Source organism: Bacteroides sp. 90-K9/2, assembly GCF_047310725.1.
GTDB classification, from domain to species: domain Bacteria; phylum Bacteroidota; class Bacteroidia; order Bacteroidales; family Bacteroidaceae; genus Bacteroides; species Bacteroides vicugnae.
Map to the genome: position 1 here is coordinate 53,513 of NZ_JBCGVL010000014.1, position 13,777 is coordinate 67,289.

Annotated in this window: 12 protein-coding genes and 2 pseudogenes; 3 read left to right on the plus strand and 11 right to left on the minus strand. The window is 42.5% G+C overall.

Going from position 1 to position 13,777, the window contains the following annotated elements; all coding sequences use genetic code 11:
* Positions 1-23 precede the first annotated feature (23 nt).
* The 6 genes from AAHJ11_RS21005 to AAHJ11_RS21030 all read right to left on the minus strand — a co-directional run bounded on the left by AAHJ11_RS21005 (position 24) and on the right by AAHJ11_RS21030 (position 5,310).
* A complete protein-coding gene (locus AAHJ11_RS21005; RefSeq protein ID WP_120080754.1) occupies positions 24-1,439 on the minus strand; it encodes a DUF3868 domain-containing protein in 1,416 nt (471 codons plus the stop codon).
* Between the two features lie 48 nt (positions 1,440-1,487).
* Positions 1,488-1,679, minus strand: coding sequence for a hypothetical protein (locus AAHJ11_RS21010; RefSeq protein WP_165863283.1), 192 nt, complete (start codon positions 1,677-1,679; stop codon positions 1,488-1,490).
* An 11-nt stretch (positions 1,680-1,690) separates the two neighbouring features.
* Entirely contained in the window at positions 1,691-2,260 is a 570-nt protein-coding gene (locus tag AAHJ11_RS21015; protein WP_195648912.1) for a DUF3575 domain-containing protein, read from the minus strand.
* 12 nt (positions 2,261-2,272) lie between these two features.
* The gene (locus AAHJ11_RS21020; RefSeq protein WP_320974354.1) at positions 2,273-3,304 is read right to left on the minus strand and encodes a DUF3868 domain-containing protein; all 1,032 of its coding nucleotides are present in this window, start codon (positions 3,302-3,304) and stop codon (positions 2,273-2,275) included.
* 25 nt (positions 3,305-3,329) lie between these two features.
* Entirely contained in the window at positions 3,330-4,001 is a 672-nt protein-coding gene (locus tag AAHJ11_RS21025) for a DUF3575 domain-containing protein (protein WP_320974355.1), read from the minus strand.
* A gap of 349 nt (positions 4,002-4,350) precedes the next feature.
* A complete protein-coding gene (locus tag AAHJ11_RS21030; RefSeq protein WP_217722661.1) occupies positions 4,351-5,310 on the minus strand; it encodes a tyrosine-type recombinase/integrase in 960 nt (319 codons plus the stop codon).
* Between the two features lie 140 nt (positions 5,311-5,450).
* On the opposite strand from AAHJ11_RS21030, the gene recO reads away from it, so the two are divergent.
* From recO to AAHJ11_RS21045, 3 genes are all read left to right on the plus strand, one after another.
* Entirely contained in the window at positions 5,451-6,179 is a 729-nt protein-coding gene (recO, locus tag AAHJ11_RS21035; RefSeq protein ID WP_004298226.1) for a DNA repair protein RecO, read from the plus strand.
* Between the two features lie 185 nt (positions 6,180-6,364).
* Positions 6,365-7,318 (plus strand): hypothetical protein, encoded by a 954-nt coding sequence (locus tag AAHJ11_RS21040; RefSeq protein WP_320974356.1) that lies wholly within the window; start codon positions 6,365-6,367, stop codon positions 7,316-7,318.
* 7 nt (positions 7,319-7,325) lie between these two features.
* The gene (locus AAHJ11_RS21045) at positions 7,326-8,552 is read left to right on the plus strand and encodes an acyloxyacyl hydrolase (protein ID WP_413580080.1); all 1,227 of its coding nucleotides are present in this window, start codon (positions 7,326-7,328) and stop codon (positions 8,550-8,552) included.
* A 361-nt stretch (positions 8,553-8,913) separates the two neighbouring features.
* Here AAHJ11_RS21045 and AAHJ11_RS21050 read toward each other — a convergent pair.
* The 5 genes and pseudogenes from AAHJ11_RS21050 to ftsA all read right to left on the minus strand — a co-directional run.
* Positions 8,914-9,528 (minus strand): annotated as a pseudogene (locus AAHJ11_RS21050) (DUF5036 family protein); the annotation flags it as partial.
* Positions 9,528-9,881, minus strand: a pseudogene (locus AAHJ11_RS21055) (hypothetical protein); the annotation flags it as partial. The pseudogenes AAHJ11_RS21055 and AAHJ11_RS21050, both read right to left, overlap by 1 nt.
* A 500-nt stretch (positions 9,882-10,381) precedes the next feature.
* Complete coding sequence (locus tag AAHJ11_RS21060; protein ID WP_004298215.1) at positions 10,382-10,831, minus strand: GatB/YqeY domain-containing protein; 450 nt, start codon at positions 10,829-10,831, stop codon at positions 10,382-10,384.
* Positions 10,832-10,916: 85 nt separating this feature from the next.
* Positions 10,917-12,227, minus strand: coding sequence for a cell division protein FtsZ (ftsZ, locus tag AAHJ11_RS21065; RefSeq protein WP_004307359.1), 1,311 nt, complete (start codon positions 12,225-12,227; stop codon positions 10,917-10,919).
* Between the two features lie 57 nt (positions 12,228-12,284).
* Positions 12,285-13,730 (minus strand): cell division protein FtsA, encoded by a 1,446-nt coding sequence (ftsA, locus tag AAHJ11_RS21070; RefSeq protein ID WP_074558442.1) that lies wholly within the window; start codon positions 13,728-13,730, stop codon positions 12,285-12,287.
* Between the last annotated feature and the right edge of the window lie 47 nt (positions 13,731-13,777).

Here is a 13,777-nt window from a genome sequence, read left to right on the forward strand (position 1 = left end):
TTACATTTGATTTTAATGAGTATTTATTTTAATTCAAGGACTAATTGCAGATTATTATCCGCTTGTGATAGTCCTGCTTTTTGAGCTTGTCTGAATAAGTACTCTGCTTCCTCATAGTTATTTTTGAGAAAGCATAGAACTCCTTTTGCTAATATTGTTTCCGGTACTTCCGGAGCTTTTTCCAGATAAGTGGCAGCTGTTTGGACGTCTCTTTGCATCAAGGCTATACAGGCGGCATTCAAGTTGGCTGTGGGATTATCGGGAAATAGTTGTACGGCAGTCATGAAAATCTGATTATAAGTTTCGCTTCCAGGTGTACTGGCAAGTGCGAGACGAAACATTTCTTCAAGACTCAAATTTTTAGGGTTTGTAGTAAAGACTTTCCGGGATTCTGCAAGAGTAAACGGGCGTACACGATATTCAATAGTGTAGTCGGAATGTCTAAGTAGAGTAAACCAATGCTTCAGGACAAAATCGTAGAATGCAGGGAAGTGTTTTTTTAACTTTCTCTCCTTGCTGTCGGGGTGAATGTCGCTTGTTATGGTTTTTATTATCGCTTCTTTCTCTTGAAAAGTCGTATCACAGAGAAGAGCTTCAAATCCTTCCCAATCTTCGGGAGTATAGTCTGTCCGGATATGCGCTCCGTCGAATGCATATAGCTGATTTACATACTCTTTCACAGATTGAGTACGTTCACGGGCCAACTTCTCATTGAGTCGGTAAGGTCCGTCGGGTGAAGCGTAGCCGTGAATGCTGATGTGTGTGATGGTAACGTTGGTGTCATTTTTAATGGTGTTGATTGTTTCAATAATTTTATTCAGTTCTACTGTATTGTTGCTGTATGTTTCGTATATAGCAGTCACATTGACAGGAAAATCAATAAACGCACACCCTTTTTCTTCTCTGATTTTCGAGGTTTCCACTTGGGGAGTCAGGAATACGAGTTGTGGAATAGGGGTTGGCTGTGGGTGTAAACGGGCGATACAAGTGAAATTTTCTTCACCCGGAATCCCACAGCCACAGCTTTTCTCAACGAGTGAGAGAGTGGCATGATTCATCCAACTTTCGAAAGGTACAGATTGCAGATAATGTATTGTCTGCCGACTTCCGTTTTTTCTTTGCAATGCTTCGGCTTCTTTTTCCTTCTTGCCGGCTTCGCGCAAAAATATGATGTGTTGTTTTCGGCTGTTGATATAGATCGGTGGTAATTCCAACCGGTGTTCCAGACTGTCACTGACAACAGGTATCAATGTCATTGATTCATTGGGCAGGAAGTCACGAGTGACTTCTATTCCAATAGAAACCAGTAATTCTTTCCCGGCCTTGTGCAGGCTGGAGGAAGTGGCTCGAACAGTGCCATCATCTCCTGCTACAGGTGTCTGTGCCTGAAGAGAAAGAGATAAGATGGCTGCAATGATAAAAGTTCCTCCTGTTTTCATATTTTTATAACTAAATGACTCCTTATCCGTAACAAAAGCAATCATAACTCACCATGGATAAATTCGTGAAATGATTCCTTGCTGCTGCAATGCTTTCAATATCTTCATGTCCTTTATTGATCTGCTGATGCCTCCATGTCCTAGATAATATACTCTCCATGGGGTAGAACGGCATTGACGTGCTATTCGTATGTAGATACTTCTTTTTCTGGAGAACCAGACTTTCCATAAACTTTTCATCCTGTTTTATTTTAAAATAGATAAACTAAACTTATTGAAGCCTTACTAGGCCCTATGTAATGATAATCACCTTTGTCCCGTAATCCGGCGCATTTCTTGACGCAGTTGTATTGCTTGTAGCGGATAAAATCGTATCCTACTCCCAGACTTGTTTCTATATTCCAATGATCATTCAGCATCCAGTGATATCCGGCACTGATACCTCCGCCTGCCAGCCATCCTTCATATCTGTACTTTTTCAACCCGGCGAATATACCGAAAGGCAGTTTTTTCCCTCCGATATTGAATTGTGCCCCATTGAGGTAAGTACCCCAGAAAAAGCCGTTAAACTTCTGGCAAGTCCAGTATTTATATTCTGGTTGTATCAGCCAATAGCGGTTCACATATTTCTCTTCCCGTTTCCATGGTCGCAGACTGCCGGTCAGTTCAACTGTGCTTTTATTTCCGATGGCATATGAGACTCCGACCTCGAGAGCCCCATCTATTGCAGGAAGCGCATTCACCCTGACTGCTACTTTCTGTGAGTGACAGTGGAGCCAACCAACTGATAAGAACAGGAATAAGAATAAGAAATATTTCATTGTATCTGCTCGTTAAGGACGTTTATTATTTTCAAAAAATACATTCAGATTGTAAGAAGCCTCTTCTGACCCTTCTGTCTTAGCGGCCTTTAACATACGAATGCCTTCGTATGTGTTTCCAGTCATTAGCTCATATACACCCCGGCAATTCTTGTAAGCAAGGTTGTCATGAGGAGCCATCGATAAAAACTTGCTTATTGATTGAGTATTTCCTTGTTCGATGGCGGCAGCGGCAGCGTTCAGGTTGGCGATGGGGTGTACAGGATACAGTTTGACACTGATGTTAATAATTTGGTAAAACTTGGCTTTGTTATCTGCATACGACAGAGCTACGGTATAGAGTTCGCGGAGCGACAACATTTGTGGATTGACGTCAGCCATAATCTTAGCCTCTTCAAGATTAAAATTCAACTCTTTCTGATTTCGTATATCTACATCATCCGTAGCCGGAGAAACATACGAACCTTTATATTTCATTTTTGTGGTTGTCGTATCGGCCTGAGACGTGTTTTCTGCTGTTGACGTAGCCTCGTCCGGATTCTTTTGGAGGGATGGGAGTGCAGCAGGTTGAGATGTAATGAGTAAAGTGTCTTTCAACGCTTGTTCGCTTTCAGGACGGATGATTGTTCTCCGAAGGAGGAGAGTTGCGTGGTTCATCCAATCTTCTGCGGGCAACGAAGTCCGGTAAGCGATGGTGCGGGAATGACTTTCGCCGATACCGGCAACGAGGTAGGTTGCATCCTCTTCTTTATGCCCGCTTTTTTTTCGTAATATCTGGTTGCGCAGATATAATTTCTGTTTTTGTTTGCCGTTCAATAGGATGGAAGGCAGTAAGATTTTCTTTTCCTGTCCGGTTAAGATGGGCGTTAGTCTGACGGCATTTTTAGACTCCATATTTTCTATTTCTACCGATACATCCATGGAGAGTAGTAATGAATCTGCCCGCACTCCGAGAAAGTGTGGAGTAATATCCAGTTTAATGTTTTGTGCCGGGAGTAGATTGCATATCAATAAGCTGAAAAATATGAATGCTTTCGTTTTCATTTTATGTGGTTATTATTAGGTTGATTTATCGGATGAAATATATGATTGATATCCCTGCTTGTGTAGGTCCCCAGTAGTTGCAGCTTGATTTTTCCAATAGGGCTGCACCTTCAGACTGTCCGTAGCGTTTATAATTAAGGTGTGCATATCCGAGTGAGATTCCTGCTTCCAGGTTCCATTGAGGGCTGATCATCCATTGATAACCGTAGGAAATGCCAAAACCCGCCAGATTGCCTTGATATCTGTTATGAGCAATCTGCCTGTTCTCAATACCCAGCATTTTCCCATCGCTGAATCCCCAAGGGAGCATTCCTCCATAATTGAACAAAGCATAGTGTAGCTGAAAGCCGATAAAATTTCCTGTGAATGCTTCATTAAACCATTTACGGTATTCCGGCTGCAACAGGAAATGCTTCATCTTTTTGTTCCCTCCGAAGTCCCAGGGATTGTAATTGAGAGAAAGGCTGATGGTATGTGTATCGTCACATCGCACTTCTCCTCCCATGTTGAGAGTAGTGGTTAGATCGTAAAGCAGATTGCTTTTAAGGGCTATATTTTGTCCGCAAAGGTTTGAAGCAGGCAGAATACATGTAACAAAGGCAATGATGGCTAGCCCATGTTTAATGTTTGCCGCATATCTCCACCTGTTGCTGGCAGCAGGCCTTTCATTTTTACTGATATCGGGTTTGTGTGTCATAATTATTTGTTTATGTGTATCTGTTACTTCTTAGGTAACGGAACTCCTGTTTAATGACAGGAGCACATGGGGGAAAAGTAAAAAAGACAGTGGTCTTTTATTGATATACGTCTCTGGAAGCTTTCGGACAGAAAAAACGGTCCGATGATTGGCAATAGATAGTTGGAACATGAACTAAAAGTGATTCGTGTTCTCATATCTTATTTTATTCTTCGGAAGAAGTTGAATAAAATAATCTATAATTAATTTGGAATGTAATACTCTTTTTATATATCTTTGTGCAGTATTTATATCCGTTACCTAAGAAGTAATGGATAAGGTAGATTGCTGATAGATAGCTGCTTATATTTTATTGATGACTTGTGCTGTAAGATTCTACGTAAAAACAATTCAATTGGTTGGCTTCTGTTCTTTTCTTCAAACCAAAACCTTTCAGATAAGTTTGTGTGGTTTTTATTGATTTATGTCCTAATGATTCACTGATCATTTCAATAGGGATTCCCTGGTATTTGGCATTTGTTGCCCAAGAATGCCGGATGGTATATGAACTGACAGGTGATTTTAGGTTTAGTTCTCTTGACAGGCTTTTTAATTGATTGTTGAATCGGCGGAGGGCTGACTGATATTCCTTATATATGCCTTCTTCTTTTCGTCTCTTATCTCCTTTCATTATATTAAATAGGTAGTCTGGGCAATCTTCTCTCGGCGGATTGTTGTTACGCAGTCTGTTTATCTCTTTCTTGGAGGTGTCCAGGATTTCAAGGCTTATTGGTGTGCCTGTTTTTATGCGATTGTATCTAAGGATTCCGTGTTCCAATGCCGATTTTTCTAAATGTGCGAAATCAGAGAACGGCATACCGCAGAATTGGAACATCAACCGTGCGATAGCTTGCGTACGACTTAAGTGTTGGGATTGAGGAGCTTTGTAGAGAAGTGTATGCAGTTCGCTGACAGGGAGTGCCCTTTTCTGCCGTACATCTACGCCAGTGTATACGTCGCGAAACAACCGGGGGATGAAGCGGGCTATACCTGCCTCCACACCACGGTTATAGATGCTGCGCAACATACGCATATAGGTCGAAACAGTGTTTGGTTTCAACCCATGTTCGTGGAGATGCTGTCCGTATCGTCTCAAACTATCGCGGGTGACCTGTCCGAAAGCTATGCCGGGAGTACCGCAGAACCTCGTGAATGACAGAATTGCATTCTTATACACATGTGCTGTCGAATAACGACCTTCTTCCTGTAAATTCCGGATATATGCTTTGGCGCATCCGGTAAATCCGTTTTTATTACTTTTTCGTTTCATAAGCTTGTTTATCTTTACTTGTTATTCAGGGACTATAACAAAAGTAGTTATCTTTTTTGTTGTTAATGCCTTTAAAAACTCTCTGATTACTATCTATTTTTTGTAGTTTTGCTTCGGATTGGAAACGAGGTTATTTGGTTATGTTGCAAAAAACGAAAGGAATAGTTCTTCATACATTAAAATACAATGATACTTCTATCATTGTAGATATGTATACAGAGTTGTCCGGCAGGGCTTCTTTCCTTGTAACAGTACCCCGTTCACGGAAGGCGGCTGTAAAATCCGTACTTTTCCAACCGTTGTCTTTTATCGAGTTCGAGGCCGACTATCGGCCCAATGCAACACTCTATCGTGTGAAGGAAGCGAAATCCTTTTATCCATTTTCTTCCATACCTTATGATCCGTATAAGTCTTCGATGGCACTTTTCCTGTCGGAGTTTCTTTACAGGGCTATCCGGGAGGAGGCGGAGAACCGTCCGTTATTCGCCTATCTGCAACATTCTATCATTTGGCTGGACGAGTGTGGAGAGGGATTTGCCAATTTCCATCTGGTTTTCCTGATGCGTCTTTCGCGTTTTCTAGGGCTTTACCCGAATCTGGAAGATTATCATACCGGCGATTACTTCGATTTATTGAATGCCTGTTTCACTTCCATTCGTCCCCAGCTACATTCTTCTTATATCAATCCTGAAGAGGCCGCCCGTCTCCGTCAGTTGATGCGCATGAACTATGAGACCATGCATCTTTTCGGTATGAGCCGTGCGGAGCGTACTCGCTGCCTGACGATCATGAATGATTATTATCGTTTGCATCTGCCGGACTTTCCGGCATTGAAATCACTGGAGGTATTGAAAGAACTGTTTGATTAATTAGTAACTTCTCTCCATCTGCTTGCTATATATTGTTTTAGCTCCGTTTTAGCGTCCGCCACTGTATATGGTAATTAATCAGGTGATAATAACACTTCTTAATGTGGGTTTGTATGCTGTTCCTGAAAATATATGTTACTTTTGTCCGTAGAGAATAAAAGAGCATGAACAAGAGAGAAAACAATATGAAAAGATTCCTATACCTGACAATCTGTCTTCTTATCCTGGGGGAGTTTTATGGTTGTAACGGAGACGTATTTGTCGACGACTTCCGTCCTTCCGATTCCGAACTGATGTTGGACGGGAACGGGGATGTTGCCACTATTCAATTTGCAGCTGCCAATTGGGATTGGTTAACAATGTATACAGCTTCCGGTTTTCCCTTTCAATATAAAGTATATGATGCGGACAATCGCCTGGTAACAAATGATCAAGGTCCATTGCTGAACGGATTAGGCAAGATTGTGTGTGTCGGGGAGATGATTGATTTCACCATCGAACGTGTTCATCCCGAAGAAGTGAAGATAACGGTGGGCGAGAATGCCCTTTCCGCTCCTTTTCAATTTCAACTCACGGCAAGCAACGAGTATGAGTGGCAGGAGATACACGTCGAGATCTCTCCGGCAGACAGATATGTAATGGACAGTATTATTTATTCTTTGGATGCATATTCTTACGATCCGGAAAACAAGATAGAGAAAAAAGAAGGCGTCTCCTTTCATAACTTAACAAGTGTTTCGTCTACATACACGTTTTTTCCTTTCGAGTCTTTTTACCATTTTATAAAATTCAAAAGCGATGTGCCCGAAGCTTTTCAGCTACTGGGCGAAGCCGGTCTGACAGTGGAAATACCAAGTATGAAAGACGGATATTTAGTGATGAACGGCAAACGGGTGCCATTCATTTCTGAGCAACAAATGTTGCCTTCCTCCAATACGGAACAGAAAGAAGACATAATTCCTCCCCGAACTTCTCGATATTACACTTTATTGATGATGTATGACTGGCTGGAAACCAGATATACCCTCTATGTTTCTCACTCCAAATCCAAGAAACAACGAATCGTAACCGGCACGTTACAAAGCAGAATGCCTGTAAAATATAACATAATACACAAGGATATCCCTTTCAATAACTAGCATATCAATGATTAGAAATAGGAACGCCATACGGTTGCTGTGCCTCCTTTGCCTCCTGGTACATCCGGCAATCAACGTAAATCTGGAAGCCCAGACAATCATCGGACAACGGAACGACAGCGTCAGCCATCCCTTGATCCGCCATCAGCTCGGCTTTGACATCCGTCCGGGCTATATCGTCTCCACCCATAGTTTTCTGCAAGGAGACAATGCGCAACAAAAGAAAATCGACCAATCGCTTTCTTTCCATTTCAAGTACGCTTTCAGATTCGGCAAAGAATCCAATCTAGGCAGGCTCTTTCCTCATACCTATCAGGGTATTGGCGTTTCCTACCATACCTTCTTTAGTCCCGTTGAATTGGGAAATCCGGTGTTGGTATACGCTTTTCAAGGGTCACGTATCGCGCAACTGTTGCCCCGCCTATCGCTCGATTACGAATGGAACTTCGGAGCTTCTTTTGGCTGGAAGAAATATGACGAACTATCCAATCCGCAAAACGTGTTGGTTGGCTCCAAGATCAATGCATACATCAATCTCGGCTTTTTGCTGAACTGGCAAGTTCACAGGTATTGGAAACTGGCGGCAGGCGTAGATCTCACCCATTTCTCCAATGGAAACACGCATTATCCTAATGGCGGTCTTAATGTTATTGGAGGAAGAGTCGGCATCGTACGTACTTTGGGCGCGGATGAGGCGCCCGGTTCCATCACTCCCGGACGGCTCTTTATAAAGCCTCACGTCAGCTATGACTTGGTAATTTACGGAGCCACCCGCAAAAGAGGACTGATTGGAGACGATGTGTCGAGTCTGATTCCCGGTTCGTTCGGCGTGGCGGGCATCAATTTCGCCCCGATGTATAATTTCAATAACTATTTTCGGGCAGGGCTTTCTGCAGATGCGCAATATGATGAGAGTGCCAATCTTAAGGAGTATAGAGTGGGCGAGTTCTACTCGGGTGATTTGAAGTTTCATCGTCCTCCTTTCCGTAAGCAATTTGCCATGGGGTTATCTCTTCGGGCAGAACTGGTGATGCCTGTTTTCTCTATCAATGTCGGCGTCGGTCGGAACCTGATATACAGTGGGGATGATACAAAAGGGTTCTACCAGATTCTGGCTCTCAAAACTTATGTCACCCGGCATTTGTTTTTGCACGTGGGATATCAGTTGAGCAAGTTTAAAGACCCCAGCAATCTGATGCTGGGACTTGGATATAGATTCCATGACAAACGATGAAAGGGCAATCTTCGTTTGTTAATAACCTCCTTTTTTCAATTTGATTAAAATGTAAGTCCTCCTAATTGGATTATCCCATTGTCCTTCCAAACATGATTCACTTTTACTTCTGTGATACCGGCGTCAGGATATCGTTGCTGATATTCTGATGTTTTATCACTCTGTAGAATATATCCGTATGACATTTTTGTAGCAAATTTAAAACCGAATTTCTCTGTTTTATCGTCATACATTAGGGTTAAAGAGGTAATCTTTTCAGGTTCGTACGACTGCTCTTCAGAACAACTGTATGAAGATACCAATAATTAAAGAGATGTTTATTCCTCTCCTTTTCCCTTAGTTCTACTGGATAATAAAGCTCTTATTTCACATTCACTTCTACGACTGTAAAGACATTATTTGAACGGATATAAAGGTCGAATGTTCCATAAGGTCCGTAGACTATGTCAGGTGCTTTAGTTAGGGTTATTCTTAATTTGTTATTGGCAGATGTTACATTTAATCCTTTTTTTCCTGCACTATGTTCTTTCAAGAAAAACTCAATATTTTGGGGTAATGCTAATTCAACCGTTTCACCTATGTAGTGAAGGCTTCCAATATTATACTTATATGCAGGCAGTTCATTATTGTCAGGGACAATTGGTATGTATTTTACAATTGCACCGATAGTCATGTCGCTATTTAATATTTTAGATACAACATAGGCTTGGTAATAACTTGCTTCTACTTGAATAGCACGATTACCTGACGGAAAATCTATAAGTGTATTTTTATCCAAAATCTGATAAATATGCCCCGGCGTAACCGCTACTTCGTGTGTGAGGTTGGTTAGCGAGGGTAGAATATTTGCTCCAACTCCTGCGCCATTTCCTACGTCAGAAATGAAATTAGAAGATGTGACGAAGTTATTAGCTTCATTGATATAAGTTCCTGATTCGCCTAAATAAGTTTTTCCATTGTGCTCATTAAGCATATCTTATAGTATGAAAAGAGATCGTTCATATAAAAAATGGTATCATTTGTAATTTCAGTATTCAAGAATCCGTCTTTTGAACAAGGGTCTTGTAATAAAAAGTAGACTTTTATATTCTCATTTTTTCTTGTGATCAATTCTTTCCCTTGCATTTGTTTTTCTTCTACAATCGTTTCTCCTGGCTCGATGGAATGAATGAAATGTGATATATCCATTTTATATGAATTTAGAGAGTCGGCATTATTTTCATATTCAAGATTTATAGTGTTTCTTGAATTATTTGTTTTATTATGACAACTGATTAGTGTGAATAAAACAAAGCCAATTGTTATCAATGTAGATATTAATTTGAACATAATTTTAATATGGAATGAGCATTCAGTTTTGATGCTATATTATCAACCTTATCTATTCTTTCAGTACGGAAATGGATTAAACTTATCCTCCGCTTGGCTTTCATTATATATTTCCTTTGTCCCATATATTGTGGGAAAAGATTCCCAGTCAATTGGGAAAGTATTCCCTTATTTTGTGGGAACAAATTCCCTAAATATATAGGAATACTTTCCCACAATATATGGGACAATCAGAACGAATGCTTATCTTGAACCAAGAAGAGGAAAGGGATGGTATCTGACTATGAGAAAAACATAAGGCAGTTTATTTCAATCTTGCAAAAAATGCGGTGAATCGGGTGAAACCTATGTGAAAGGAAGCCCTTCACCCGAAATCCCTTTATTCATCGATGTTTCAGAGTGGTGAAGGAGGTGAATGCCGTATTTAAAGAAAGTTGCAGATGTGTGTAAGATAAAACATCTTGCACACATCTGCAACGGTATCGTGAAAGTTCCGGAAGTTATCCCAAAAGCTCTTTCACTTTTGCAGAAATGGCACGTCCTTCTGCAAGACCTGCTAACTTCTTGGAGGCAACTCCCATTACTTTACCCATATCTTTACCGCTTGTTGCACCTGTTTCAGCAATAATTTCCTTTAAGGCAGCTTCCAGTTCTTCAGCGGTCATTTGTTTCGGCAGGTATTTCTCCATAACGGCTACCTGGCCTAATTCTACGTCAGCCAAATCCTGACGACCTTGTCCGATATAGATTTCAGCAGAATCTTTTCCTTGTTTCACCAGTTTCTGGATAATCTTCAGAGCAGCATCATCTGTCAATATATCGTTAGCTCCCGGGGCTGTTTTAGCTTCGAGGAAGAACTTCTTTATATTTCTCAAAGTTTCAAGGGCTACTTTGTCTTTCGCCTTCATTGCGGTTTTAATGTCTTCGCTGACTTGATCGAATAAATCCATACTATTGTAATTAAAAATTAAAGATTAAAAATTAGATCTGAAGCCTGATTTTGCGAGTTTATAATTTTCGTTCTTAGTTCTTTGTTTAGAACGTAATCACACCGTTGTCATCTGTAGCTTCTTCCGTGGCTACTTCCTCTTCCAGAGCGGCTTTCGTCCGGATTTTGGTAAGAGTAGTCTTGTCACGCATATAGGTGGGAGAATCTTCTACCATGGCGATGATGTCGTCGTTGTCCAGATCTTCCGTGTTGAAAAGATAGATGTGGCGGCGTTTGCGGAGGCTCTTGCTTCCGATGTTGCTGGCACTTTCACCGTATGCCTTGCGGATACGTTCCTTGTTCTTTTCTTTTTCCTCTTCCAGTTGCAGTTGGCGTTCTTCCTCTTCCTGGCTGCGTGCAGCGTGCAGGCTGTCCATTCCGGGAACGTCTTCCACACCGAATCCTGTTGCCAATACGGTGATTTTTACTCTTGTTTCCAGTGAGTTGTCGATGGCAACACCCCAAATCACTTCCACCCCTTCGCGGAATTTGCTCATGAACTCGTGTATCTCGTTCATTTCCTCCATCATCAGTTCGGACGACGGGCAGAAAGATACGTTCAACATTACTTTCTTGGCATTGAAGATATCATTGTTGTTGAGCAACGGAGAATGCAGGGCATCGTCGATTGCTTTCGTCACACGATTTTCTCCTTCACCGAATCCGGTACTCATGATTGCTACTCCACCATCTTTCAGGATGGTTTTCACATCAGCGAAGTCAAGGTTGACCGTACCCCGCATGGTGATAATCTCGGCAATGCTCTTGGCAGCAATGGAAAGAGTATCATCGGCTTTGCCGAAGGCGTTCATAAAGGTAAGGTCGGCGTATATTTCACGCAGGCGTTCGTTGTTGATAACCAGTAGGGCGTCAACGTGCTGGGCGATACGTTCAACACCGTCCAATGCCTGGATAATTTTCTTTTCTCCTTCGAAGATAAAGGGAATGGTGACGATACCGACAGTCAGAATATCCATTTCCTTCGCAATGCGGGCGATGACCGGGGCAGCTCCCGTTCCGGTTCCTCCTCCCATTCCGGCGGTGATGAATACCATTTTGGTGCCGTCGTTCAGCTGGTTTCTGATATCTTCTATACTTTCTTCGGCGGCGTCGCGTGCCCGTTCGGGACGGTTGCCGGCTCCAAGCCCTTGCGTGATGCTACGACCCAGTTGCAGTTTCACCGGGACAGGTGATTCGGCTAGTGCCTGGTTGTCCGTGTTACAAAGAACGAACGTTACATCATGGATGCCTTCCCGGTACATGTGGTTTACAGCGTTACCACCACCACCACCTACACCAATCACTTTGATGATCTTCGGTGAATCTGTCGGGAAATCGAATTGTACTATCTCGTCCATATCTTGATTGAATTATGAATTACGAATTATGAATATTGATTAACAAGCTGCTGAAGGTTACTTCATATCGTCGTCGGAGAAGATTTCTTTCGTCAACGAATCGATCTTGCGTTGAATCCAGCTCGGACCCGCTTCTCTTTTCCGTCTTTCTTTCTCTTCCTTTTCCTTTTGCTTGCGAAGTTTTTCCGCTTCTTTGGCGGCTAACTTGGCTTCCCGCTCTTCTTCCTCTTTCTTGAGACGGGCGATGCGGGCCTGTTCTTTCAGTTCCTGATCGTCCTCAAACATATCTACTGTATGCACTTCCGGCTCCGGTTTGGAGACTGATGGTGCAGGAGCTTGTGGAGCAGTTTCGGTCAGGCAGCAGTTCTGGTTACCTTCAAACAGGAGTCCGAACAAAGTGTTCTGCGAACCGTCTTTCTTCAGTATGTTGCTGGGCGCATGAACCGTATTGCGTGGGAGTTTCGCCATCCGTATCTTTTCTATCTTGCTGCGTTTGCGCAAGGTTTCGTCCAGATTCTTCAGGTTGGCGGCTCCTCCTGTCAGGATGATTCCTGCCAGCAGTTTGTCCTCGTAGCTCGATAGTTGTATCTGGTTCCATACGTTGGCAACGATTTCCTCGACACGGGCTTCGATGATATTGTTAAGATCCGCCACTTTGATGATACGGTTGTCATCATCCAGTTTGCAGGTTGCTTCTTCCTGTTCGGGGTCCTCTTCATAGAGGGCGTCACCGTAGGCTTTTTTCAGGCGTTCGGCTTCTTCTTCCTCCATTTGCAGGGTGGTGATGTCACGCGTGATGCTGTTGCCTCCCAAAGGCAATACAGTCAGGAAGCGGAGAATGTTATTCTTGTATACAGAGATGGTAGTTGTGTCTGCTCCGAAGTCGATCAGTGCACAACCCGAACGGCGTTCGCTTTCTGTCAGTACGGCATTTGCGGTTACTAACGGAGCGATCAGTTGGTCGGCAATATCAATTTTAGCCTGTTGGAAACAGTGCTCCAGGTTCTTACGTACGGAAGCACGGGCAACGATATTGAGGAAACGTCCTTCGATGTGGCTTCCTACCAGACCTACCGGATTGGCTTGCAGGTTATTGCCCACCTTATATTCTTGTGGAGCTACGTCCAATATATCCATATCGACCACCGGGATGGCAATGTTCTCATCACCGATAGCGCTTACAAGCTCTTCGGATATGATAGCTTCTTCCTCCAGGTCGCGGCTTACTACATTGCGGACGGTGCGGAGTGATTGTCCGCCGATGCCTACATATACCTTGGCTATTGAGTTTTTCAACTCACCTTCCAGTCTGTTGATGATTGAAGTCAGGCTTTGCGCTGTCTTGTCCAGATTAAAGATTACTCCTTTACGAATGAACGTAGAAGAGTCTTCTTGGGCATACGCTAATACCTGCATGCTTCCGTCACTGTTCTTTCTTCCGGCCACACCGGTTATCTTCGATGAACCAAGTTCAATAGCGGCGATAAATTCTGTTGTTGCCATATATATTTATTTACGATTTTACGATTTACAATTTACGATTGAAAAAA

What these genes read in the sequence shown, in the direction of transcription:
- ftsZ (WP_004307359.1), bottom strand. Translation starts at nt 12,227, where the DNA reads ATGGACGAGATAGTACAATTCGATTTCCCGACAGATTCACCGAAGATC.
- AAHJ11_RS21005 (WP_120080754.1), bottom strand. Translation starts at nt 1,439, where the DNA reads ATGAAAACAGGAGGAACTTTTATCATTGCAGCCATCTTATCTCTTTCT.
- AAHJ11_RS21015 (WP_195648912.1), bottom strand. Translation starts at nt 2,260, where the DNA reads ATGAAATATTTCTTATTCTTATTCCTGTTCTTATCAGTTGGTTGGCTC.
- AAHJ11_RS21040 (WP_320974356.1), top strand. Translation starts at nt 6,365, where the DNA reads ATGAAAAGATTCCTATACCTGACAATCTGTCTTCTTATCCTGGGGGAG.
- AAHJ11_RS21060 (WP_004298215.1), bottom strand. Translation starts at nt 10,831, where the DNA reads ATGGATTTATTCGATCAAGTCAGCGAAGACATTAAAACCGCAATGAAG.
- AAHJ11_RS21030 (WP_217722661.1), bottom strand. Translation starts at nt 5,310, where the DNA reads ATGAAACGAAAAAGTAATAAAAACGGATTTACCGGATGCGCCAAAGCA.
- AAHJ11_RS21020 (WP_320974354.1), bottom strand. Translation starts at nt 3,304, where the DNA reads ATGAAAACGAAAGCATTCATATTTTTCAGCTTATTGATATGCAATCTA.
- AAHJ11_RS21025 (WP_320974355.1), bottom strand. Translation starts at nt 4,001, where the DNA reads ATGACACACAAACCCGATATCAGTAAAAATGAAAGGCCTGCTGCCAGC.
- AAHJ11_RS21010 (WP_165863283.1), bottom strand. Translation starts at nt 1,679, where the DNA reads ATGAAAAGTTTATGGAAAGTCTGGTTCTCCAGAAAAAGAAGTATCTAC.
- recO (WP_004298226.1), top strand. Translation starts at nt 5,451, where the DNA reads ATGTTGCAAAAAACGAAAGGAATAGTTCTTCATACATTAAAATACAAT.
- AAHJ11_RS21045 (WP_413580080.1), top strand. Translation starts at nt 7,326, where the DNA reads ATGATTAGAAATAGGAACGCCATACGGTTGCTGTGCCTCCTTTGCCTC.
- ftsA (WP_074558442.1), bottom strand. Translation starts at nt 13,730, where the DNA reads ATGGCAACAACAGAATTTATCGCCGCTATTGAACTTGGTTCATCGAAG.